Origin of the sequence: Streptomyces sp. SP18CS02, from assembly GCF_036322365.1 — a bacterium.
Lineage (GTDB): Bacteria > Actinomycetota > Actinomycetes > Streptomycetales > Streptomycetaceae > Streptomyces.
In genome coordinates, this window is sequence record NZ_JAQYXC010000289.1 from 350,789 (window position 1) to 374,101 (window position 23,313).

Below are 23,313 nucleotides of genomic sequence, written 5' to 3' on the forward strand. Positions count from 1 at the left end.
CGCGCATCGGCCCACGGAACGGGCCGAGGAGGGCCGGGTGACGACCTATGACGATCGAGCGAGCCTCACAGATCTGACCACCACAGCGGAGCGTGTCCGCAGGTCGGTGGAGGGTGTGATCGAGGGCAAGCCTGAGGTCGTACGGCTTTCGCTGACCGTGCTGCTCGCCGAGGGACACCTCCTGATCGAGGATGTCCCCGGCGTGGGCAAGACCATGCTGGCCAAGGCGCTGGCACGGTCCATCGACTGTTCGGTCCGGCGTATCCAGTTCACGCCCGACCTGCTGCCGTCGGACATCACGGGTGTGTCGATATACGACCAGCATCGGCGTGAGTTCGAGTTCAAGCCGGGAGCGATCTTCGCGCAGATCGTGATCGGCGACGAGATCAACCGCGCCTCGCCCAAGACGCAGTCGGCGCTGCTGGAGTCGCTGGAGGAGCGCCAGGTCACCATCGACGGGCAGACCTACGAGCTGCCCAGTCCCTTCATGGTGATCGCCACGCAGAACCCGGTCGAGATGGAGGGCACCTATCCGCTGCCCGAGGCGCAGCGGGACCGCTTCATGGCCCGCGTCTCGATCGGCTACCCGAGCCCCGAGGCCGAGCTGCAGATGCTCGACGTCCACGGCTCGGTCTCGCCGCTGGACGATCTGCAACCGGTGGCGCACGCCCATGACATCGTCAATCTGATCGACGCGGTCCGCACGGTCCACGTCGCGGACTCGGTCCGGCGGTACGCCGTGGACCTGGTCTCCGCCACCCGCAGCCACCCGGACCTCAGACTCGGCGCCTCGCCGCGGGCGACGCTGCACCTGCTGCGCGCCGCGAAGGCCTCCGCCGCGCTGAGCGGCCGAGAGTACGCGCTGCCGGACGACGTGCAGTCGCTGGCGGTCGCGGTACTGGCGCACCGGCTGCTGCCCACCGCCCAGGCCCAGTTGAACCGGCGCACGGCGGAGCAGGTCGTCGTCGACATACTCCAGCGCACGCCGGTGCCCGCCACGGCACAGCCCGGCGGCCCGCGGTACGGCCAGCAGCCGCCCGGCGCCCGGCGGCTGTGATGACGGCCGGGGAGGCCGGTGCCCCGGACGGCGAGGGCAAGGGCGGTGTGCGGGCCGCCCTGGGAGGGCTGACCACACGGGGCCGGTCCTTTCTCGCGGCCGGCGTCGCGGCGGCGATCTGCGCCTATGTCCTGGGACAGGGCGATCTCCTGCGGGTCGGGCTGCTGCTCGCCGTGCTGCCGCTGGTGTGCGTGGCGGTGCTGTACCGCACGCGACACCGCGTCGCGGGCAGCAGGCGGCTCACGCCACGGCGGGTGTCCGCCGGGGCCGAGGCGCGTGTGCACCTGCGGATGGACAACGTCTCGCGGGTGCCCACCGGACTGCTGATGCTCCAGGACCACGTGCCCTACGTCCTGGGGCCCAGGCCCCGGTTCGTGCTGGACCGGGTGGAGGCCGGCGGGCGCCGCGAGGTGTCGTACCGGGTCCGGTCCGACCTGCGGGGCCGCTATCCACTGGGGCCGTTGCAGCTGCGGCTCCTCGATCCGTTCGGAATGTGCGAGCTGACCCGTTCCTTCGGCGCGTACGACACGCTCACCGTCATACCCAGGACCGAGCCGCTGCCGCCGGTGCGGCTCGCGGGCGAGGCGTCGGGCTACGGCGACGGGACGCAGCGTTCGCTGGCACTGGCCGGCGAGGACGACGTGATCCCGCGCGGCTACCGCCACGGTGACGATCTGCGCCGGGTCCACTGGCGCTCCACCGCGCGCTACGGCGAGCTGATGGTGCGCCGCGAGGAGCAGCCGCAGCGGGCCAGGTGCACGGTGCTGCTGGACACCCGGCAGGGGGGCTATCAGGGCACGGGCCCCGACTCGGCCTTCGAGTGGGCGGTGTCGGGAGCGGCGTCGGTCGTCGTGCACATGCTGGAGCGCGGTTTCGCGGTGCGCCTGCTGACGGACACGGGGGCCGCCCTGCCGGGCGAGGGACCCGACGGGTTCGCCGGTTCGACGCAGGGTTCCGCCGACTCCGCGGGACTGATGATGGACATGCTCGCGGTCGTCGAGCACTCCGACGGCGCCGGTCTCTCGCGCGCCTACGACGTGCTGCGGGGCGGGAACGAAGGGCTGCTCGTCGCCTTCGTCGGCGATCTGGACGAGGAGCAGGCGGCGGTGGCCGCCCGGATGCGCCGGCGCAGTGGCGCCGCCGTCGCGTTCGTCCTGGACAGCGGTTCATGGCTGACGGCCGGCGCGGTGGCCGGGCCGGTGGAGCTCACGCTGCGGCGACTGCGCGAGGCGGGGTGGACGGCGGTGGCCGTGGCGCCGGGGGCCTCGCTCCCCGAGCTGTGGCGGCACGCCGGCCGGTCGCATTCGGAGTCGGGCGCGCCGGGAGGCGGTCCGACAGGGTTCTCGGGGGGTTGGTCATGAGCGGGAGCGCGAGGCTGGCGCTGTGCGCCTTCGCCGCCACGCTGATGGCGTCCGGTGCGCTGATTCCGCTGGTGAACCCGGCGACCTGGTACGTCCAGGCGGCGTTCCTGGTGGCGATCCAGAGCGGTGTGGGGGCACTGGCGCGAAGGGTACCGCTGGCCAGGCCGCTGACCGTGGCCGTCCAGGCCCTCGTGACGCTGCTGGCGCTGACCGTGGTCTTCGCCCGGGAGCAGGCACTGGCCGGCGTCCTGCCCGGTCCGGACGCGTTCCTGCACGTCGGTGAATTGTTGACCACGGGGGCGGAGGACGTCGGGCGGTACGCGATACCGGCGCCCGCGACCGACGGGATCCGGCTGATGCTGGTGGGCGGCGCGCTGGTGATCGGACTGGCGGTGGACGCGCTCGCGGTGACGTTCCGCAGCGCCGCCCCGGCCGGGCTGCCGCTGCTCGCCCTGTACTCGGTCGCCGCCGGGCTGTCCGGCGGCGGGGCGAGCTGGCTGTGGTTCCTGCTGGCGGCCTCCGGTTATCTGCTGCTCCTGCTCGCCGAGGGCCGTGACCGGCTCTCCCAGTGGGGCCGGGTCTTCGGCGGCGCGCCGCCGCCGGCACGCGGCCTGGGCCTGCCCTGGCCTGAGCGCTCGGGCGGCGCCGCGCGCTCCCCGGTCCGCACCGGCCGGCGCATCGGTGTGGTCGCGCTGGGCATCGCGCTGGTGGTGCCCGCCGGGCTGCCCACGCTGAGCGGCGGGCTGCTGGGCACCACGGGCAAGGGCGACGGCCAGGGTGGCGGAGGCACGATCTCCGCGGTCAATCCGCTGGTCTCGCTCCAGGAGAACCTGAACCAGCCCGAGGACCGCGAGGTGCTGCGCTACCGCACCGACGCCGAGGACACCTCCGGGCTGTATCTGCGGCTGGTGGCCCTGGACCAGTTCGACGGCACGTCGTGGAAGTCCTCACTGCGCCAGGTCAAGGACGTGCCCGAGCGGCTTCCGCCGCCGGAGGGCCTGAGCGGCGCCGTCGGTACGACGGAGATCCGGACCAACATCTCGGCCTCCGGTTCCTACGAGCAGAAGTGGCTGCCGCTGCCCTACCCGGCGACGAAGGTCGACATCGAGGGCCGCTGGCGCTACGAACCGGCCGGGCGGATGCTCGTCGGGGACGACCGGCAGACCACGCGCGGCACGCAGTACGCCGTGAGCAGCCTGGCCGTGAACCCGACGGCGGCACAGCTGGCCAATGCCCCGGAGCCCGCCGAGGCGGTGCTGCGCGAGTACACCAAGGTGCCCGATTCGCTGCCCGAGGACGTGCGGTCGACGGCGGTCCGGGTGACGAGAGCCGCGGCCAACGACTACGAGCGGGCCGTGCGGTTGCAGGACTGGTTCGCCGTGGAGGGGGGATTCACCTACAGCACCCGGGTGTCGTCGGGGACGGGCGTCACGGCGATCTCCCGGTTCCTGAAGGACAAGGAGGGCTTCTGCATCCACTTCTCCTTCTCGATGGCCGCGATGGCCCGGTCCCTGGGCATTCCGGCGCGGGTGGCGGTCGGTTTCACGCCGGGCTCCCCGCAGGCCGGCGGCACCATGTCGGTGGGCATCCGCGACGCCCACGCATGGCCGGAGCTGTACTTCGAGGGTGTGGGGTGGACCCGGTTCGAGCCGACGCCGACGCGCGGCTCGGTGCCGGAGTACTCCCGTCCCGAGGCCCCGTCGGGCGGGGCGACCAGCCCGGCGCAGCCCGAGGCGAGCGCCTCGGGCACGCCGTCCGCGGCACCTTCCGCCGAGGAGAGCTGCACGCCGCAGGCCCGCCGCCTCGGCGAGTGCGGGGACCTCGTGCCGCAGGGCGCGGAGCCGCCCGCCGACTCCGGTCCGCCGTTGCGGACGATCCTGCTGAGCACCCTGGCCGTGGCGGCCGTGCTGGCGCTTCCGTTCCTGCCGATGCTGTGGCGGGTCCGAGTACGGGCACGCCGCCTGGGCGCGGCCGGGCGCACCGACGCTGACGTCCCGGTCCGGACCTTGGCGGTCTGGGAGGAGATCATCGACACGGCCTGGGACCACGGCATCGTTCCGGAGGAGTCCCGTACGCCGCGCCAGACGGCCGAGCGGATCATCCGGGCGGGGAAGCTGGAGGGCGTCTCGGCCGAGGCGGTGCACCGGGTGGCCCAGGCGGTGGAGCAGGTGCTCTACGCTCCCTCGCCGCGCCCGTCGGCGGGGCAGGCGCAGGACGCCGACCGGGTTCGGGCCGGTCTGGGAGCGGCGGCCGGCCGGGCCACGAGACTGCGGGCGCTTCTCGCTCCGCGCTCGGCCGTCCGGGTGGGCTGGGCCGTCTCGGAGCGCTGGACCGCCGTTTCGCAGCGGTGGGCGGAGCATCGCCTGCGGATCACCGAGCGGGTGACGGCGGCGCTGCGGCGGCCGTCGAAGCAGCGCGGCTGAGCGTACGGGTACGGGTGAGGGGCGACCACTGCGAAGTGGTCGCCCCTCACCCGTACCGCGCTGTCCGTGTCGCCCGTGGGCCGGGCCCGCTCTCGATGTGCTCAGGATGCCGATGGTGCTCAGGATGAGCCGATGGTGTCGAGGACGCCATGGTGTTGAGGACGTCGATGGTGTTCAGGACGTCGGTCCGGCGCACCCGGCTCCGCCCCCGCGGTTCCTGGTCGCTCCCCAGCCGCCCTGTGCCTCGCCGTGCTCACGTCGAACGGGTGGCCTCACGGCCACCCGTCGTTCGTTCCGGGGTCTCGTCGGCGCCCATGGCGAGGCGCGTGCGCGGGACTTCGCGTCCCCCGGAGGCGTCCGCCGCCCCGGGTGCGGTCCGGTCAGTGGCCCTGTTCGTCCTGGCGGCGCTGCCACCGCTGTTCGATACGGTCCATCATCGAGCGGCGCTGCCTGGTCTGCCGGCCCGGGGCCGCGCCTGTGGCGGGGACCTGCTGCTCGCCCGGCTTCGGCGCCTTGCGCCAGCCGGTCACTGCCAGGACCGCGCACCCGAGCATGACGAGGAACCCCACCACGCTGATCCAGATCTGCTGGGCGACCATTCCGGCCATGAGGAGCGCGATACCCACCAGGAAGCCAGCGACCGCTTGGTACACCCGTCGCCGGGTGTACGTACGCAGCCCGCTTCCCTCGAGCGCTGTCGCGAACTTGGGATCTTCGGCGTACAGCGCTCGCTCCATCTGCTCGAGCATTCGCTGCTCGTGCTCCGAGAGCGGCACGGAGTCCTCCTCGTCGTCGGTCGCGGGGGGCGACCGGTATGCGGCCCCTTCAGGATAGGCAGGGATTCGCCCCCGTGAAACCCGCCCTCTACGCCCATTCACCAGTCGGCCACCATGCCGGTCCGGCTGGTGAGGCGTAGATTCCCCGTCCTCCGATCCGTCATGCCGGATGGTGTCCCTCGATCATACGGGGATCTGCGCGGGATCGGGGGGCCTGTGGCGTACTCCATCTGCGGCTGCGCCCCTGATCAGCCCGCTTGTAGGGGTCAGCCGCGCTTTTCGCCCAGGACGTGCAGCTGGGTGGCGACCGAATGGAAGGCGGGCAGTTCGGCGGCTGCCGCCTCCAGCTTGAGAAGCGCGTCGAGCGCGCCGGGCTCGGTGTCCACCAGGACGCCGGGGACCAGGTCGGCGAAGACCCGCACACCGTGCACCGCGCCGACCGTCACCCCGGCGGCTTCGACGGCCTCGGTGAGCTGCTCCGCGGTGAACCTCCGGGGCACGGGGTCGCCCTCGCCCCAGCGGCCGGCCGGATCGGCCAGCGCGTGCCGGGCCTCGGTGAAGTGCCCGGCGAGGGCCCGGGCCAGGACGGCCCCGCCCAGCCCGGCCGCGAGCAGGCTGAGCGCACCGGAGGGGCGGAGCGCCTCGACGGCCTTGCGCACGCCTTCGGCCGGGTCGTCCACGTACTCCAGGACGCCGTGGCACAGCACGGCGTCGAAGCCGCCGCGGTCGACGACGTCGAACAGGCCGTGGATGTCGCCCTGGACACCGTGCACCCGGTCGGCCACTCCGGCCTCGGCGGCCCGCCGCTCCAACGCGAAGAGGGCGTTGGGGCTGGGGTCGACGACGGTGACCCGGTGGCCGAGCCGGGCGACGGGCACGGCGAAGTTCCCACTGCCGCCGCCCGTGTCGAGGACGTCCAGGGCGTCTTTCCCGGTCGCCTTGACCCGGCGGTCGAGGGCGTCCTCGAGAACGTCCCACACCACGGCGGTACGAAGGGAGGCGCGGGGGCGCAGCGGGTCCGACACGGCAGTTGACTCCTCGGCGACGGTTGCGAACGCCCCCACCCTATGGCCTCGCGCACCCTCCCCCCTCATTCCGCCATGTCCCCCTGACCCGGCTCACCTGCCCGGGGCTGCGGCATCACCGGCCGGAGCACGAGCAGCCGCTCCACCAGGCCGAGGAACATCACCACATCGCGGATCAGGTCGTCGGCGTCGCGGGCGCTCGCCGCGCCCGGTATACCCGCCTCGGCACGGGCACGGCGCGCGGCGCCGGAGGCGAACAGCGCGCTCCACTCGGCCAGCTCGGGCGCCGTCTCGGGCAGGACCTCCCAGGCGCTGCGGATCTGCTGTCGTTTGCGCGGCGTGCTCTCCGGCCGGCCACGGGCGGCGAGCACGGCCGCGGCGGTGCGCAGGGCGGCCAGGTGGGCCGCGGCGTACCGCTCGTTGGGGGCTTCCAGGACGCTCGCCTCGTCCAGCCCGGTGCGGGCCTGGGCGAGCAGGTCGAGAGCGGCGGGCGGGGCGGAGGAGCGGCGCAGTACGGGGTGGATGTCGGCCGCCGCGTTGTGAGGTGCGGGGGCGGGGCCGACCGAGCCGCCGCTGGTGTGTCCGGCTGCTGCGCGGGAACCGGCCATGACGAACCTCCTGTCGTCGCGTGACGGCACTGTGGCCGTATGTGTCCATCGTGCAGCGCGCCACTGACAATCGCCCTGACCTGGGGCTTTGCTTCGATCGCGGGTTCGGAGTAGTTTTTGAACTGACTAGTCAGTTCAAATAGTGGGGGAGGGTCCGTGGACGGTTCCGCAGACGGTTCGGCCGACGGCTCCGTGGACAGCGGGAGCGCCGGGACCACCGCGCGCACCGACGCCGGGGGCGTCGCCGGGGGCGGCCGGAACGCCGACAGCACCGACAGCACCGACAGCACCGAAGGGGACGCCCGGGGGGCCTCCGCCGAGGCGGAGGTCGCCGGGGGCGGCGGGGCCGATGGGGGTGGGCTCCCGGAGTCCGCCGCGGCTGCCGGGGGCACTGCGCCCGCTCAGACCGCTGCCGGCGCCACCGAGGCCGACAAGGCCACCAAGGCCGCCGAAGCCACCGAGGCCGCTCCGGCCGCCGCCGGCCAGGTGGCCGGGGCGGCGGAGGCGGGGAAGGCCCGGAGGACGAAGAGGGCCGGGAAGGCGGGCAGGGCCGGCAGGTCCCCCGCCACAGCGGCCGGAGAAGCCGAGCCGGCCGGCACGGCCGACAGGAGCGACACGGCCGACAAGGCCGACGCGACCGGCACAGCCGACGCGACCGGCACGGCCGACGGGGCCGACGGGACCCCGGCCGCCCCCGGGGCGTCCGGCACCGGCGGGGGACCCCGGCAGGACGACCAGCCGCGCGGCGCCGCCCTGGTCGCCGAGGGTCTCGGCATGAAGGGCCCCCGCGGCTGGGTCTTCCGGGGCGTCACGGTGGACGCCGCACCGGGGGCGGTCGTCACCATCGAGGGCCCTTCCGGCTCCGGCCGCACCTGTCTGCTCCTGGCACTCACCGGCCGCATGCGTCCCACCGAGGGGCAGGCCGAGGTCGCCGGGCTGCCGCTGCCCCGGAAGATGGCCGCCGTGCGGCGCATCACCGCGCTCGGGCCCGTGACGGGCGTCAGCGACCTCGACCCGGCGTTCACCGTCGACGAGCACCTGCGCGAGCGGGCCCTGCTCCAGCGCCGGTTCGACGGCTCGCCGCTCGCCCTGCTGCGCCCCCGGGCCGAGCGGGCCGCCGCGTCCCGGAGCCGTATCGAGGCCGCCCTGGCGGCCGCGGGCCTGGACGTGGACGCGCTGCCCAAGGCGGGACGCACGTCCGTGCGCGACCTGGAGCGGCTGGAGGCCCTGCGCCTGTCGGTCGCGCTGGCCCTGATCGGCGAGCCGCGGCTGCTGGCCGTCGACGACATGGACCTCAAGCTCTCGGACGCCGAGCGGACCAAGGCATGGGCCCTGCTGCGGTCGATCGCCGACAGCGGCACGACCGTACTGGCGGTGTGCAGCGAGGCTCCCGGAAACACGATCACCATCCGTACCAACGAGGAGGGGGCGGCCGATGCGCTCGCCGAAACTGGCCGCGCTTGAGCTGAAGCGGTTCGGCCGGGGCAAGCTGCCGCGCGCCGCCCTGGTGGCGATCCTGCTGCTGCCGTTGCTGTACGGCGCGCTGTACCTGTGGTCCTTCTGGGACCCGTACAGCCGGCTCGACCGGATACCCGTGGCACTCGTCAACGAGGACAAGGGCGCCACCGCCGACGGCAAGAAGATCGCCGCGGGTGACGAGATCACCAAGAACCTGCGGGAGAGCGCGGTCTTCGAGTGGCACGAGGTGAGCGACGCCGAGGCGCGCCGGGGCGTGGAGGACGGTACGTACTACCTGTCGCTGACGATGCCCGGTGACTTCAGCCGGCGGATCGCCTCCAGCTCCGGCGACTCCCCCGAGACGGGCGCGCTCCAGGTGCGTACGAACGACTCCAACAACTACATCGTCGGGCAGATCTCCCGCACGGTCTTCTCCGAGGTGCGCACGGCGGCCTCGACCAAGTCGTCGCGGACGTTCCTCGACAAGATCTTCATCTCCTTCTCCGACATCCACGACGCGACCGAGAAGGCGGCGGAGGGGGCCGACCAGCTCAAGGAGGGCGTCGGGACCGCGAAGAAGGGTTCCAAGGACCTCGCCGACGGCCTCACGGACGCCAAGGACGGCAGCGGCAAGCTGGCCGGCGGGCTGAAGAAGCTGAACAAGGGCGCGGGGGACCTGGAGACCGGGTCGCGGAAGGTCGCCGAGGGCACCCAGACGCTCGCGGACCGGGTCAACGGCACGGCGGCGGACGTGCGGCCGTACCTCAAGGACAACGGCAAGAAGATCGGCGACTCCGCCCGGCTGGTCTCCGACGTGTCGGCGGGCGCGCGCCACAACCTGTCGGCCATCGTCAAGACGGGTCCGTACGCGCGCCAGGGCGCCCACAGGTCGGCAGACAAGCTGGCCGCCCTCTACGAGAAGGACTGCGCGAACCCGGCGCCCACCGGGAGCACCTCGGGCGAGGGCAAGGGCGAGGGCTCCGGCGGGAGCGGGGGCGGGGGCGAGAGCTCGTCCGGTGACACCGCCGGGGCCGGCGCCCCGCAGGTGACCCTGGCCTTCCCGACCGCGTTCTGCCCCGATCTGAAGCAGGCGAAGATCGCGGCGGCCGACGTGGCGAAGATCGCCGACGATCTGTACGAGCTGTCCAAGGACAGCAACGGCGACCTCAAGAAGCTCGACGGGCAGCTCAAGGACCTCCAGACGAAGGCCGACGCCCTCGCCAAGCGGGCCCCGAACCTGGACGAGGACCTCGCGTACGCCGTCACCAAGATCAACGAGCTCAACACCGGCGCCCACGCGGTCGCCAAGGGCGCGGACGCGCTGCACACCGGCCTGACCGGCGCCAAGTCGGGCTCCACCGACCTCGACACCGGTGTCGGCAAGCTCAAGAAGGGCGCCGGGAAGCTCGACAACGGCCTGTTCAAGCTCGCCGACGGCTCCACCGAGCTGGCCACCGGCCTCAACGACGGCGTCGACAAGATCCCGGACTACGACAAGGACGCCAGGGACCGCCGCACCGAGGTGATGGCCGACCCCGTCAAGCTCGCCAACCAGTCGCTGCACAAGGCGCCCAACTACGGCACCGGGTTCGCCCCGTACTTCATTCCGCTCTCCCTGTGGGTGGGTGCCATGGTGGCGTACATGCTGATCCAGCCGCTCAACCGGCGCGCGCTCGCCGCCGGAGCCTCGGCCTGGCGGATCGCCCTGGCGGGATGGCTGCCGGTCGCCACGATCGGACTGCTCCAGGTCACCGCCCTGATGTCGGTCCTGCACTGGGGACTGGGCCTCCAGATGGTGCGGGCCGCCGGAACGGTGGGCTTCCTCGCCCTGGTCACCTGCTGCTTCGCGGCGATCATCCAGTGGCTGAACGCCCGCTTCGGCGCCGCGGGCAGGATCCTGGTCCTGGCCGTGCTGATGCTCCAGCTGACGTCCGCCGGGGGCACCTACCCCGTCCAGACCAGTCCGGGCTTCTTCAACGCGATTCACCCGTTCCTGCCGATGAGCTACGTCGTCGAGTCGCTGCGCCTGCTCATCTCCGGCGGCGCCATCGGCCCCGTCTGGCAGGCGTGCGCGGTCCTCACCGCCTTCACGGTCGGCGCCCTGGCGCTGACCGCCCTCTCCGCCCGCCGCAAGCAGGTCTGGAGCCTCGACCGCCTGCACCCGGAGCTGAGCCTGTGAGAATCGACGCCATGGACACCCAAAGCACCAGACGGCAGGCCACACGGGCCAAGCTCTACGAGGCCGCTGTGACCCTCATCGCCGAGCAGGGATTCTCGGCCACGACGGTCGACGAGATCGCCGAGCGCGCCGGGGTGGCCAAGGGCACCGTCTACTACAACTTCAAGAGCAAGACCGAGCTCTTCGAGGAGCTGCTGCGGCACGGCGTCGGCCTGCTGACGGCATCCCTGCGGGCCGCCGCCGACGGGACGGCGGAGCGCGGCGGGACCAAGGTCGAGGCGCTCGACGCGATGATCAGGGCGGGGCTGGTCTTCATCGACCGCTACCCGGCCTTCACCCAGCTCTACGTGGCAGAGCTCTGGCGCACCAACCGCGCGTGGCAGTCGACCCTCCTGGTGGTACGTCAGGAGGCGGTGGCCGTCGTCGAGACGGTGCTGCGCGAGGCCGTGGCGGAGGGCGAGCTGAGCGAGGAGATCGACATCCCGCTGACCGCCGCCGCCCTGGTGGGAATGGTGCTGGTGGCCGCGCTGGACTGGCAGGCGTTCCAGCGCGAACGGTCCATCGACGACGTGCACTCGGCCCTGTCCCTGCTGCTGCGCGGACGCGTGGGCGGACGCTAGGCCGTCTCCGGGCGGTGGTGCCGGTCCGCCGGTCGCCGCCCACGACGGCCTCCAAGGGCCCACGCGGCACACCACCGCACGCGGCACGCGACCGCGTTCGGCGAAGGGCCACACACAGCGAAAAGCCGGTCCGGCGAGGCTCGATCCCCCCGAGCCTCGCCGGACCGGCGTGTTTCCCCGTGTCCCCTGTATCCCCCGTGTCCCCCGTGTCCCCCGTGTCCGGGTCAACAGGTCCCCCGCTTTCCGGGTTCTCCGTCCCCGTCCCCCCGGGGCTTCCCGGTCTCCCGGTCCCCCTGCCCCCGTGGGAGAACCCGCCCCCCGTGTTCCCCCCTGGTCGTTGGGCCCTCCGTCGTGCTCCCCGTTCCGGCAGGTGCGCGGTGCCGTTCCGCCGCCCCGTGTCGTCGGTGCCGGCGCCGCGCCCCTTCCGTGGTCCCCACTCTTCCGTCTGCGCAGGTCGGCCCCATCCGCGCACCTACTCATCTCACCCCCTAGGTACGGATACTCAGGCGTCCGCGCTCAACCCCACGCGCCCGGTCGCCCTCTGGTCACGAGCGCGTCCGTGTCCGTACTCCCCTGCCCGCACACGGACGGCGAGCACGGTCGACGCCCGCGCCGTGGTCCCGCCGTCCGGTTCCCACGACACGCCCGGCGGGCGTGGGCGGCATCGTGGGTCCCGCCGTCCTCGACCGTGCGGCGCGGGCCGCCCGGCCGGCTGTCGGCGGGGGCCGATAAGGTCCCTGACATGGCACGGATTGCGGTGATCGGCGCCGGGATGGGCGCCATGGCGGCGGCCGCCCGGCTGGCCGTGGCAGGCCACCGGGTGACGGTGTACGAGCGCGCGACGACGTACGGCGGCTCGGTCGGACGGTTCGAGCGCGACGGCTTCGCCTTCGACACCGGACCGGGTCTGCTGCATCTGCCCGCGGTCTACCGGGACCTGTTCGTCAAGACCGGCAGGGAGCCGCTGGAGCGGTGCGTCGGGCTGACGCAGGTCGATCCGGCGAGCCGTCATGTCTTCGCCGACGGCACGGCGGTGTCCTTGCCCAACGCGTCCCGGGCCGGGATCGTCTCCGCCCTGGACTCGGCGCTCGGCGCGGGCGCCGGCGCGCGGTGGGGCGACTTCCTGGGCCGCGCGCGGGACGCCTGGGACCGTGCCCGCCGGCCGCTGCTGGAGGAGCCGCTGCCGGCCGATGTGTCCCCCTTCGCGCGGGACCCCTATCCGGCGCCGCGGACGGGCCTGTTGCGGCGCCCGGCGAGGACGCTGGCCGAGGTGGGCCGGCGTGAGCTCGGCGACCCCCGCCTGGCGGCCCTGCTGGACGCCTACGCGCTGGCTTACGGCTTCGACCCGGCCACCGCTCCGGCGTCCGCCGCCGTACTGCCCTACATGGAGCAGACGTTCGGCACCTGGTACGTGCGCGGCGGCATCCGCGCGCTCGCGGACGCCGTGCACGAGCGGTGCCTCGCCCGGAAGGTCGAGTTCGTCCTCGGGGCGGAGGTGACCGCCGTGGTGGTCGAGAAAGGCCGTGCCGTCGGCGTGGAACTGGGCGGGGGCACGTCCGGAGACGGCGGCCCCGGTCGGGGCCGGGTGGTCGAGGCGGACCACGTGGTCGCGGGCGCTCCCCTGCCCGCGCTCTACCGGGACCAGGTCCTGCCGTGGGAGTCCCAGGACGAGTGGCCGCGTCATCAGTCGGCCGTGCGCACGGGCCGGGTGACGGTGTGCCTGGCGCTGCGCGGGGCACGGCCCACGGACGCTGTCCACCGCACGGTGGTGCACTCCGCCGACCGGGCCGGCGAGCTGAGGTCGTTCGGCGCGGGAAGGCCCTGCGACCGGCCGACCGTCGTGGTGCTGCGTCCCGACGACGGGAGTCTTCGGCCGGACGGCGGCCATGAATCGGTCACTCTCACCGCGACCGTCCCGGCCGGAGGCGCCCGGCCGTCGGAGAGCCCGTGGGGGGAGGGGCCGGACGCCCTTTCCCCGGAGGCCGTCGAGGCCTTCGCCGACCGGATGGTCGAGGCCGCCGAGGCGGCCGTGCCGGGGCTGCGCGAGCGGCTGTTGTGGCGCGAGGTGCGGACTCCCGCCGACACCTACCGGGACACCGGGGTGTTCCAGGTGCCCGGTCCGGCGCTGGCGGGGGCGGGCGGCACGCTGCTGCCCGCCGACAACCGGGCGCCGCTGCCCGGTCTGTACTTCGCGGGCGGCTGGTCGCACCCGGGCGGCGGGCTGGCGCACGCCGGGATGTCGGGCGCGCTCGTCGCCGGGCTGATCGTGGAGGGCGCGGACTTCCGCGGCTCGCAGTAGGAGCACGCCCGGCGTTCGCGCCGGGCACGGCGGGCGCCGCCCGGACCCGACGAGCGGTACGCGCGCGGCCGCCCGGTCCCCGGCAAGCGGAACGGGCCCCGGCGCCAGCTTCAGTAGCGGTACTGCTGGTCGCCCTGCCCGTAGCCCGGCCCCTGCCCCTGGCTCTGGTCGTAGCCGTACGGCGAGGGCTGCTCCTGCGGCGGCGGGGGCACCTGTTCGCCGTCGCGCTGGTGCGGGACCCACACGCCGCCCGGCGGGGTGTCGACGGGGTACTGGGGCGCGTAGGGGTCGGGGTACTGCTGCTGGCCGACGTAACCGTCGTACGAGCCATAGGAGTCGTACTGCTGTCCGCCCGGGGCCGCCGCGGCGTACGGGTCCTGGTAGGCGGCGTACTGCTGCTGCTGTTCGCCGGTGCCGTAGTCGTACGGGGCGGCGTAGCCGTCCTGCGTGCCGTAGCCCTGGCCGTAGCCGTCGAAGCCCGCGCCGTACGCGGCGGCGGGGTCGGTGGCCCCGGTGTACTGGGGTGTCCGGTCGGAAGGGGCCGCGGGCTCCTGCTGGGACGCACGGCCGGCCTCGTACGCCGCCTCGCTGTATATGCCGTACTGCCCGGTCTCGTCGGGCAGGGGCTGGGGCTCGTAGACCGAGGTGGTCTCGACGGGCTCCTCCTGCGGCACCGGTTCGTACGCGAGGCCGCCGACCTCCAGCGTCGGCCCGCCGACCGGTGCGGAGGCGGCCTTGCGGCGGCGGCTCGCCCCGGGGCTGCCGCCGATCGCCCAGCCGGTGGAGAACCCCTTCCGGAAGGACATCGTGACGTACGTCTGGCCGATCGCGAAGGCGATCGCGCCGCCGGCGATCACCAGGACGGACGGCAGCAGCACGCCCACCACCACGCCCAGGAAGCCGGTGAAGGCGAGCAGCCGCCAGCGCAGCCGTGCCTTGTACTGGAGCAGTACCTCACCCAGCAGCCACAGCGCGACGACACCGAACGCGATGTAGAGGACCGTCCAGCCCATGCCCGCCCCTCTCCTACCGCCGTCGCGCCCCGGGTGGCGGGTACGGCCGGTCAGGACTGCTCGTGCAGTCCGAGATTCTCGTAGATCTCGAGCGTCGCCGTGGAGTTGTTCAGCGTGATGAAGTGCAGTCCGGGGACACCCTCGGAGAGCAGCCGTGCGCAGAACTCCGTTGCGAACTCGATGCCAATGGAGCGTACAGCGGCCGGATCGTCCTTGACGGAGAGGATCCGCTCTTTCAGCCCGGGCGGGAAGTGGGCGTTGCTGAGCTGGGCGAACCGCTCGATCTGCCTGACGCTGGTGACGGGCATGATCTCCGGGATGATCGGCGTCCCGCAGCCCGCGGCGGCGACCCGGTCGCGCAGCCGCAGATAGTCCTCCGGGAAGAAGAACATCTGCGTGATGGCGTAGTCGGCGCCCGCGCGGCACTTGTCCACGAAGTGACGGACGTCCTCGTCCCAGTCGGTGGAGCGGGGGTGCATCTCGGGGAAGGCCGCCACGCCGACGCAGAAGTCGCCGGACTCCTTGATGAGCCGGACGAGGTCCGCCGCGTACCGCACGCCCTCGGGGTGCGGCACCCATTCGCCCATGGGGTCGCCGGGCGGGTCCCCCCTGACGGCGAGGATGTTCCTGATGCCGGCGTCCGCGTACTGGCCGATCATGTTGCGCAGCTCGGCGATCGTGTGGCTGACCGCGGTGAGGTGGGCGACGGGTGTGAGCGTCGTGTCGGCCGCGATCTGCTGGGTGGCCTTGACCGTCCCCGCACGGGTGGAGCCGCCGGCCCCGTAGGTCACGGAGACGAAGTTCGGGGCCACCGCCTCGACCCGGCGCAGCGCGTTCCAGAGGTTTCGCTCGCCCTTCTCGGTCTTGGGCGCCCAGAACTCGAACGAATACGACGTTTTACCGGTCGCTAGCAGGTCGCGCACGGTACGGGCGCGATCCGTCCTGGTCGAAGGTGTGCCAAGGGCCATATGGGCAGGTTATCCACGGTGGGCCGGTCACCCAACCGGAGCACAGTCATATGCCGCATTTGTCGGCTTGTTGTCCATCCCTTGGACACCTGCGTGGACAGCCCCCGGACCCGGCGGACCCGGGGCGAGCCCCTCCCCCGGCCTCCGTCGGCGGGGCGGCACCGGGCGGCCGGCGTCAGGTCTCCCGGGTGCGCGCCCGGGGTCAGTCGCGCCCGGGGTCAGTCGCGCTCGCGGACCCGCTTGGCGAGCGCGGCCGCGGCCGCCGCGGGGTCGTCGGCCCCGGTGATCGCCCGGACGACCACGATCCGGCGGGCACCGGCGTCCAGCACCTGGTCCAGGTTGCCCTCGTCGATGCCGCCGATGGCGAACCAGGGCCGGTCCTGGGTCCTGGCCGCCGCGTACCGGACGAGCCCGAGCCCCGGCGCGTACCGGCCCGGCTTGGTGGGCGTCGGCCAGCACGGCCCCGTGCAGAAGTAGTCCACGCCGGGTTCGGAGGCCGCCGCGTCCACCTCGGCCTGCGCGTGTGTGGAGCGGCCGATCAGGACCTGGTCGCCCAGGATCGCGCGGGCGGCCGGTACCGGCAGGTCCCCCTGGCCCAGGTGCAGCACGTCCGATCCGATGGCGTGCGCCACGTCCGCCCGGTCGTTCACCGCGAGCAGCTTGCCGTGCCGGCGGCAGGCGTCCGCGAGGACGGCCAGGTGCTCCAGCTCCTCGCCGGCCTCCATGCCCTTGTCGCGCAGCTGCACGATGTCCACGCCGGAGGTGAGCACGGCGTCCAGGAAGGCGGGGAGGTCGCCCTGCCGCTTGCGGGCGTCCGTGCACAGGTAGAGCCGGGCGTCGGACAGGAGCGCGCGTGCGGTGGACATGAGGTGGTTCCCCCCTGGCTGCGACGGTGTACGGCACGGGCGACGGGTGGCCCCGGCCCGTGGCCCGTACACCGTCTGATGTCGGCGTCTTGTCAGATGTGGCGCGTCAGACGGCGAGCGCCTGGGCGCGGCGCTTCACCTCCGTGCCACGATTCTCGCTGAGCGCCTGCGCGGGGGTGCCGGGCAGGGTCGGGTCCGGAGTGAACAGCCACTCCAGCATCTCTTCGTCGGTGAAGCCGTCGTCCCTCAGGAGCGTCAGGGTCCCCGCGAGACCCTTGACGACCTTGCCGTCCTTGATGAATTCGGCAGGCACCTGGAGCGCCCGGTTCTCACCCCGGCGCACGGCGATCAGCTGGCCCTCCTTGACCAGCTGCCGCACGCGCGTCACCTCGATGTCGAGGAGCTCCGCGATGTCGGGGAGGTAGAGCCAGGCGGGGACGAGAGCATCGATGTTTGCGTCAATCTCGGTCACGGGACAAGCGTGCCATCCCGGACGGACAGTCGGTACCCGGGCCGGGCCAGGTGGCGTCACCGGGGCACTCCGGCCGGCCCGCACCGGCCCGGCGACCCCCGCGGGCCCGGGCGGTTCACCGCCCCGACGGCCCGGCGCGACCGCCACTACCGCCGGGCCGGCACTCCCGCTACCGCCGGGCCGGCACTTCCGCTACCGCCGGGCCGGCACTCCCGCTACCGCGTCCGGGCGGCCGCGGACTTCAGCGGGACGGCCGGGTCCGCGACGAGCTCGGGGTCGAGCGGCGTGCCCGCTTCGATGAGCTTGCGCCCCTGGGCCAGGTCGCGCGGCCGCCCGACCGCGAGCAGGGCGACCAGGGCGCCCTCGCGCAGCCACGCCACCGACCAGGCGGCGCCGGCCGGGTCGCCCCGCCACACCGTCGTGTCGGCCGCCGCGTGGTGGCCCGCGTACTGCACGAACCGGCCGAACTGCTCGGACCAGAAGTACGGCACCGGGTCGTACGCCCGCGGCGCCTCGCCCACGATGTCGGCCGCGACCGTGCGCGGGCCCTGGAGGGCGTTGTCCCAGTGGTGCACGAGCAGCCGCTCGCCGTAGCGCGCGGAGGGGAAGGAGGCGCAGTCCCCGACCGCGTACACATCGGGGGCCGAGGTGCGAAGCCGGTCGTCCGCGGTGATCGCGCCGTCCTTGTCGAGCGCGACGCCGGAGCCCTCCAGCCAGGCGGTGGCGGGGCGGGCGCCGATGCCGACGACCACGGCCTTCGCGGGCAGCAGCCGGCCGTCGTCCAGGGCGACCTCGCCCGGTTCGATGTGCGCCACGCGCGCGCGGGTGAGGAGTTCCGCGCCGCTCTCCTGGTACCACTCGGCCATCGGCGTGGCCACCTCGGCGGGCAGGGCGCCCGCGAGCGGCCGGTCGGCGGCCTCGACCACGGTGACCACGCAGCCCGCCTCACGGGCGGCCGTCGCGAACTCCGCGCCGATCCAGCCGGCACCGACGACCACCACGTCGTGCTGCTCGGCCAGCACGGGGCGCAGGCGCTCGGCGTCGTCCAGGGTGCGCAGCAGATGGACGCCGCGCACCCCCTCGGAGCCGGGCAGCGTGACGGGCCGGGCGCCGGTGGCCACCACCAGCACGTCGTACGGGACGGGGCCGGTCTCGGTGTCGACCTCGTGGGCGTCGGGGCGCAGACCGGTGACCTCGACCCCCAGACGCAGTTCGATGCCGAGCGCCTCGAAGTCCACGTCGAAGGCGGAACCCTCGGCCTTGCCGAGCAGGACCGCCTTGGAGAGCGGCGGCCTGTCGTACGGCTGATGGGGTTCGGCGCCGATCAGCAGGACGGGCCCGGTGAAGCTCTGCTCCCGCAGGGCCACGGCGGTCTGCACCCCGGCCATGCCCGCCCCGACGATCACGACGCGTCGCGCCGCCCCGTCCGGCCCGTCGCCCGGCGCCCCGTGCCGTCCGGTGTCCCACGCGCTGTGCCGCTCGCTCCGCGGCGCGCCGTTCTGCTCGCTCATCTGCTCGCTCACCCGATCACCTTACGCAGCTGACAACACGTCAGGAAAGTAGCTGGTCATCCCTGGTGTCCCCCAGGGTGCCCCAAGCGCTCCTACCGCGCGTGGGGGCGTGGGGTTAGGCTGGCCGCCTAGAGCACTCGCGGGAGCCCGGACGCACCGGGCTGAGAGGGAGGCTGGACGGCCTCCGACCGTACGAACCTGATCCGGGTCATGCCGGCGAAGGGAGGGGCTGGAAGCCCATGCATTCAGGCAGGACGCATTCACCCGCGGCGCACTCGCCGACGGCGTCGGACGTTCTCGTCGTCGGGGGCGGCATCATCGGCCTGGTCACGGCCTGGCGTGCCGCGCAGCGCGGACTGCGCACCGCCGTCGTCGACCCGGAGCCCGGCGGCGGCGCCGCGCAGGTCGCGGCGGGCATGCTCGCGGCGGTCACCGAACTCCACTACGGGGAGCAGACCCTGCTGGGCCTGAACCTGACCTCGGCGCGTCGCTATCCGGACTTCGTCGCCGAGCTCCAGGAGGCCTCGGGCCTGGACGTCGGCTACCGCGCGTGCGGCACGCTGGCCGTCGCCCTGGACGCCGACGACCGCGCGCACCTGCGGGAACTGCACGCGCTGCAACGGCGATCGGGGCTGGAGTCGGAGTGGCTGAGCGGGCGCGAGTGCCGCCGGCTGGAGCCGATGCTCGCCCCCGGGGTGCGCGGCGGGCTGCGCGTGGACGGGGACCACCAGGTCGACCCCCGGCGCCTCGCGGCGGCCCTGGTCACGGCCTGCGAGCGGGCCGGGGTGGTCTTCCACCACGCCTGGGCCCACCGGCTGACGCTGGCGGGGGACCGGGCGGCGGGCGTCGTCCTGGGCGGTACCGAGCCGGGGGCCGGGGGCGGCTCCGGCGGCGGTACCGAGCTGCGGGCCGATCAGGTGGTGCTGGCCGGGGGCAGTCTGAGCGGCCGGCTCGGCGGCGTACCGGACGGTGTGCTGCCGCCGGTCCGGCCGGTCAAGGGCCAGGTCCTGAGACTGACGGTGCCGCGCCGGTACGCGCCCTTCCTGAGCCGTACGGTCCGGGCCGTGGTCCGGGGCAGCCAGGTCTACCTGGTGCCGCGCGAGAACGGCGAGCTGGTCGTGGGCGCGACGAGCGAGGAGCTCGGCTGGGACACGACGGTGACCGCGGGCGGGGTCTACGAGCTGCTGCGCGACGCCCATGAGCTCGTACCGGGCATCACCGAACTGCCGCTGACCGAGACCCGTGCCGGGCTGCGGCCGGGCTCGCCCGACAACGCCCCGCTGCTCGGGCCGTCCGCGCTGCCCGGTCTGCATCTGGCCACCGGCCACTACCGCAACGGGGTCCTGCTGACGCCCGTCACCGGTGACGTGATGGCCACGCTGCTCGTCGACGGCGAGCTGCCGCGGGAGGCCCGCGCCTTCGCGCCCGCCCGCTTCCACGGCACGGTCCCCGCGCCGGTCCCGTCGCCTCCGCCCGAGGGGGCCGGCCCCGCCCCGTCCGCCTCTCCCCTCTCCTCTCCCGTGTCCTCTCCCGCAGGAGTGTCATGAACGTCTCCGTGAACGGCGAACCCCGCCGGCTCGTCGGCCCGACCACGCTCGACATGCTGGTCGCCACCCTCACCACCGCCCCGTCCGGAGTCGCGGCCGCCGTGAACGAGGCCGTCGTCCCGCGCGGCCAGTGGGCCGGGACCCTGCTCGGCGAGGGCGACCGGGTCGAGGTCCTGACCGCGGTCCAGGGGGGCTGAACCATGGCCGACGACCGTCTCACCATCGCCGGGACCACGTTCGACTCCCGGCTCATCATGGGTACGGGCGGGGCGCCCAGCCTCGACGTGCTGGAACGCTCCCTGGTGGCCAGCGGCACGGAGCTCACCACGGTGGCGATGCGCCGTCTCGACCCGACCGTCCAGGGCTCGGTGCTCTCCGTCCTGGGCAGGCTGGGCATCCGCGTCCTGCCGAACACGGCCGGGTGCTTCACCGCGGGCGAGGCCGTCCTCACGGCCCGGCTCGCGCGCGAGGCGCTGGGCACGGACTGGATCAAGCTGGAGGTGGTGGCCGACGAGCGGACACTGCTGCCGGACCCCGTCGAACTGCTCGACGCGGCGGAGATCCTGGTCGACGACGGCTTCACGGTCCTGCCGTACACGAACGACGACCCCGTGCTCGCGCGCAGGCTGGAGGACGCCGGGTGCGCGGCGATCATGCCGCTGGGCTCACCGATCGGCTCGGGGCTGGGCATCCGCAACCCCCACAACTTCCAGCTGATCGTCGAACAGGCGCGGGTGCCGGTGATCCTGGACGCGGGGGCGGGCACGGCGTCGGACGCGGCGCTCGCGATGGAGCTGGGCTGCTCGGCGGTCATGCTGGCGTCCGCGGTCACCCGGGCGCAGGAGCCGGTGCTGATGGCGGAGGCGATGCGCCACGCGGTGGAGGCGGGCCGGCTGGCGCACCGCGCGGGCCGCATCCCCCGCCGGCACTTCGCCGAGGCGTCCTCCCCGGCGGAGGGCCGCGCGGACCTGGACCCGGAGCGGCCCGCGTTCTGACCGCCACGGACCCCGCCCCGGAGCGGGCGGCGTTCCGGCCGGCCGGGGCCCGGCGGGCCCTGCCCGGGGCCGGGCGGGGCCGTCCCCGCGGCCGGGTGTTACAGCTCGGCTGCAGTCCCGGGGCCGTCGCGCACGGGGCTGCGGGGGTGTCCATGGGGGCTCGTAGACTCGGCCGGGTGGATACGACCCTGCATGACCCGCTCGTCGGCCAGCTGCTCGACGGCCGCTACCGAGTCGACGCGCGCATCGCCGTCGGTGGCATGGCCACGGTCTACCGGGCCGTCGACACCCGGCTCGACCGGGTGCTCGCCCTCAAGGTGATGCACCCGGCCCTCGCGACCGACACGACCTTCGTGGAGCGGTTCATCCGCGAGGCCAAGTCGGTGGCGCGGCTCTCGCACCCGAACGTCGTCGGCGTCTTCGACCAGGGCGCCGACGGGGCGTACGTGTACCTCGCCATGGAGTACGTCGCGGGCTGCACGCTCCGTGACGTCCTGCGTGAGCGCGGCGCGCTCCAGCCCCGGGCCGCCCTCGACATCCTGGAGCCGGTGCTCGCGGCGCTGGGCGCCGCGCACCTGGCCGGGTTCGTGCACCGGGACATGAAGCCGGAGAACGTCCTGATCGGGGACGACGGCAGGGTCAAGGTCGCCGACTTCGGGCTGGTCCGGGCCGTCGGCACGGCCACCAACACCACCGGCTCCCTTCTGGGCACGGTGTCGTACCTGGCACCCGAGCAGATCGAACACGGCACCGCCGACACCCGCGCCGACGTCTACGCGTGCGGGGTGGTCCTCTACGAGATGCTGACCGGAGCCAAGCCGCACTCCGGCGACACCCCCGCCCAGATCCTCTACCGGCACCTCCACACGGATGTGCCGGCGCCGTCCTCGGCCGTGCCCGGTCTGGCCGCCGAGCTGGACGAGCTGGTGGCGCTCGCCGCCGCCCGCGACCCCGAGGTCCGCCCGCACGACGCCGTGGCCCTCCTCGCCGCGGCCCGCGCGACCCGTGCCGCCCTCGGCGACGACCAGCTCGACCTGGTCCCGCCGCAGGCGCGGCCCCGGAGCGCCGGCGGGGACGAGGAGCCGACGAGCGTGCTCGCCCGCGCGCTGCCGGGCGAGCGGGAGCCGGTCCAGCACACCAGCCGGCTGGAGATGCCGCCGCAGCCCGAGCCGGCCGGCGCGTCCGCGCCGCGCCGCTCCACCCTCTCCCGTACGGCGGGCTCCCCCACCGCGGGCATCGGCGGCTCCCGCCGGGGTCTGCTGGCCGGCCTCGTCGCCGTCCTGCTCGTCCTGGGCCTCGGCGGAGGCGTCTGGTACATCAATTCCGGCCAGTTCACACGGGTGCCCAACGGCGTCCTCGGCAAGACGCAGGCTCAGGCCGAGAAGCGGCTCGCCGACGCGGGCCTCGACGTCAAGGCCGTCGAGCGGGACTACAGCACGGCCTATCAGCGCGGCACGGTGATGGCGACCGAACCGAAGCCCGGTGAGCGCATCCGGGGCAACGGCTCCGTGTCGCTCACCATCTCGCGCGGTCCCGAGATCGTGAAGGTCCCCGACCTGAAGGGCAAGCCGCTCGCCGAGGCCAGGCGCGAGCTGACCGGGGCGGGACTGGCCGCCGGGGTGGTCACCAAGGCGTTCAGCCAGGAGATCGCACAGGGCTCGGTGATCAGCACCGACCCGGACCCCGGGACCGAGCGCGCCCCGGACTCGGCCGTGGCCCTCGTCGTGAGCAAGGGCGCTCCGATCGACGTCCCGGACGTCACCGGCGACCCGGTCCACGGCGCCACCCGTACGCTGGAGGAGGCCGGGCTCACCGTGAAGGTCGCCCCGGAGCGGGTCTTCTCCTCCGAGAAGGCCGGCACCATCGCCCGGCAGTCCGTGGCCGAGGGCAGCCGGGCCGCCAGGGGCGACACGATCACTCTGACCGTCTCCAAGGGTCCGCGCATGGCCGACGTCCCCGACGTCACCGGACGGAAGGTCGACGACGCCACGCGCGAGCTGGAGTCGGCGGGCTTCCGGGTGAAGGTGGAGAAGAAGTTCCCCTTCCTCGGCGACACGGTGGAGAGCCAGTCGGTGGACGGCGGCCGGCAGGCCCCCGAGGGCAGCACCATCACCATCAAGACCAAGGGAATCTAG

The 23,313-nt window shown here is 73.8% G+C and carries 19 protein-coding genes and 1 riboswitch; of the genes, 11 read left to right on the forward strand and 8 right to left on the reverse strand.

Translation table 11 applies throughout. The features are described 5' to 3' along the window. The first annotated feature begins 37 nt into the window (after positions 1–37). Genes PUR26_RS21920 through PUR26_RS21930 form a run of 3 tightly spaced genes read left to right on the forward strand, consistent with a single transcriptional unit; the run spans position 38 to position 4,841 of the window. The gene (locus tag PUR26_RS21920) at positions 38–1,057 is read left to right on the forward strand and encodes an AAA family ATPase (protein WP_329874145.1); all 1,020 of its coding nucleotides are present in this window, start codon (positions 38–40) and stop codon (positions 1,055–1,057) included. Continuing rightward, positions 1,057–2,418, forward strand: a complete 1,362-nt coding sequence (locus PUR26_RS21925; RefSeq protein WP_329874146.1) for a DUF58 domain-containing protein — start codon at positions 1,057–1,059, stop codon at positions 2,416–2,418. The genes PUR26_RS21920 and PUR26_RS21925 overlap by 1 nt, the downstream gene beginning before the upstream one ends. Beyond that, positions 2,415–4,841: a transglutaminase TgpA family protein gene (locus PUR26_RS21930; protein WP_329874147.1), complete on the forward strand. Its 2,427-nt coding sequence runs from the start codon at positions 2,415–2,417 to the stop codon at positions 4,839–4,841. Before PUR26_RS21925 ends, PUR26_RS21930 begins: the two co-directional genes overlap by 4 nt. 380 nt (positions 4,842–5,221) lie before the next feature. Here PUR26_RS21930 and PUR26_RS21935 read toward each other — a convergent pair whose 3' ends face one another. The 3 genes from PUR26_RS21935 to PUR26_RS21945 all read right to left on the reverse strand — a co-directional run bounded on the left by PUR26_RS21935 (position 5,222) and on the right by PUR26_RS21945 (position 7,250). Beyond that, on the reverse strand, positions 5,222–5,617 hold the full coding sequence (locus tag PUR26_RS21935) for a DUF3040 domain-containing protein (RefSeq protein ID WP_329874148.1): 396 nt from the start codon (positions 5,615–5,617) through the stop codon (positions 5,222–5,224). Positions 5,618–5,883: 266 nt separating this feature from the next. Beyond that, positions 5,884–6,642, reverse strand: coding sequence for a methyltransferase (locus PUR26_RS21940; protein WP_329874149.1), 759 nt, complete (start codon positions 6,640–6,642; stop codon positions 5,884–5,886). Positions 6,643–6,707: 65 nt separating this feature from the next. After that, positions 6,708–7,250, reverse strand: coding sequence for an SAV_6107 family HEPN domain-containing protein (locus PUR26_RS21945; RefSeq protein WP_329874150.1), 543 nt, complete (start codon positions 7,248–7,250; stop codon positions 6,708–6,710). Between the two features lie 156 nt (positions 7,251–7,406). Here PUR26_RS21945 and PUR26_RS34720 point away from each other — a divergent pair, with 156 nt between their 5' ends. The 4 genes from PUR26_RS34720 to PUR26_RS21965 all read left to right on the forward strand — a co-directional run bounded on the left by PUR26_RS34720 (position 7,407) and on the right by PUR26_RS21965 (position 13,806). Beyond that, positions 7,407–8,714: an ATP-binding cassette domain-containing protein gene (locus PUR26_RS34720; RefSeq protein ID WP_443077132.1), complete on the forward strand. Its 1,308-nt coding sequence runs from the start codon at positions 7,407–7,409 to the stop codon at positions 8,712–8,714. After that, complete coding sequence (locus PUR26_RS21955; protein WP_329874151.1) at positions 8,686–10,887, forward strand: YhgE/Pip domain-containing protein; 2,202 nt, start codon at positions 8,686–8,688, stop codon at positions 10,885–10,887. Before PUR26_RS34720 ends, PUR26_RS21955 begins: the two co-directional genes overlap by 29 nt. A gap of 11 nt (positions 10,888–10,898) precedes the next feature. Further along, complete coding sequence (locus PUR26_RS21960; RefSeq protein WP_329874152.1) at positions 10,899–11,507, forward strand: TetR/AcrR family transcriptional regulator; 609 nt, start codon at positions 10,899–10,901, stop codon at positions 11,505–11,507. A 742-nt stretch (positions 11,508–12,249) separates the two neighbouring features. Next, positions 12,250–13,806: a phytoene desaturase family protein gene (locus PUR26_RS21965; RefSeq protein ID WP_329874153.1), complete on the forward strand. Its 1,557-nt coding sequence runs from the start codon at positions 12,250–12,252 to the stop codon at positions 13,804–13,806. A gap of 110 nt (positions 13,807–13,916) precedes the next feature. Here the strand turns inward: PUR26_RS21965 and PUR26_RS21970 are convergent, their stop codons facing one another. From PUR26_RS21970 to PUR26_RS21990, 5 genes are all read right to left on the reverse strand, one after another. Further along, positions 13,917–14,819, reverse strand: a complete 903-nt coding sequence (locus PUR26_RS21970) for a hypothetical protein (protein WP_329874154.1) — start codon at positions 14,817–14,819, stop codon at positions 13,917–13,919. A 50-nt stretch (positions 14,820–14,869) separates the two neighbouring features. After that, the gene (gene metF, locus PUR26_RS21975) at positions 14,870–15,787 is read right to left on the reverse strand and encodes a methylenetetrahydrofolate reductase [NAD(P)H] (protein ID WP_329874155.1); all 918 of its coding nucleotides are present in this window, start codon (positions 15,785–15,787) and stop codon (positions 14,870–14,872) included. A 218-nt stretch (positions 15,788–16,005) separates the two neighbouring features. Next, positions 16,006–16,653 (reverse strand): thiamine phosphate synthase, encoded by a 648-nt coding sequence (thiE, locus tag PUR26_RS21980; RefSeq protein ID WP_329874156.1) that lies wholly within the window; start codon positions 16,651–16,653, stop codon positions 16,006–16,008. Between the two features lie 106 nt (positions 16,654–16,759). Further along, positions 16,760–17,125, reverse strand: coding sequence for an Rv2175c family DNA-binding protein (locus PUR26_RS21985; protein WP_329874157.1), 366 nt, complete (start codon positions 17,123–17,125; stop codon positions 16,760–16,762). A 215-nt stretch (positions 17,126–17,340) separates the two neighbouring features. Further along, complete coding sequence (locus tag PUR26_RS21990) at positions 17,341–18,648, reverse strand: NAD(P)/FAD-dependent oxidoreductase (RefSeq protein ID WP_443077133.1); 1,308 nt, start codon at positions 18,646–18,648, stop codon at positions 17,341–17,343. A gap of 117 nt (positions 18,649–18,765) precedes the next feature. Further along, a riboswitch (TPP riboswitch) is annotated at positions 18,766–18,878 on the forward strand. Here PUR26_RS21990 and thiO point away from each other — a divergent pair. The 4 genes from thiO (at position 18,876) to pknB (ending at position 23,313) form a co-directional block, all read left to right on the forward strand. Next, positions 18,876–20,183, forward strand: coding sequence for a glycine oxidase ThiO (gene thiO / locus PUR26_RS21995; RefSeq protein WP_329874158.1), 1,308 nt, complete (start codon positions 18,876–18,878; stop codon positions 20,181–20,183). Its footprint overlaps the riboswitch before it by 3 nt. Beyond that, positions 20,180–20,380, forward strand: a complete 201-nt coding sequence (gene thiS, locus PUR26_RS22000) for a sulfur carrier protein ThiS (protein WP_329874159.1) — start codon at positions 20,180–20,182, stop codon at positions 20,378–20,380. Before thiO ends, thiS begins: the two co-directional genes overlap by 4 nt. A gap of 3 nt (positions 20,381–20,383) precedes the next feature. Further along, on the forward strand, positions 20,384–21,178 hold the full coding sequence (locus PUR26_RS22005; RefSeq protein WP_329874160.1) for a thiazole synthase: 795 nt from the start codon (positions 20,384–20,386) through the stop codon (positions 21,176–21,178). A 176-nt stretch (positions 21,179–21,354) separates the two neighbouring features. Beyond that, entirely contained in the window at positions 21,355–23,313 is a 1,959-nt protein-coding gene (gene pknB / locus PUR26_RS22010) for a Stk1 family PASTA domain-containing Ser/Thr kinase (RefSeq protein WP_329874161.1), read from the forward strand.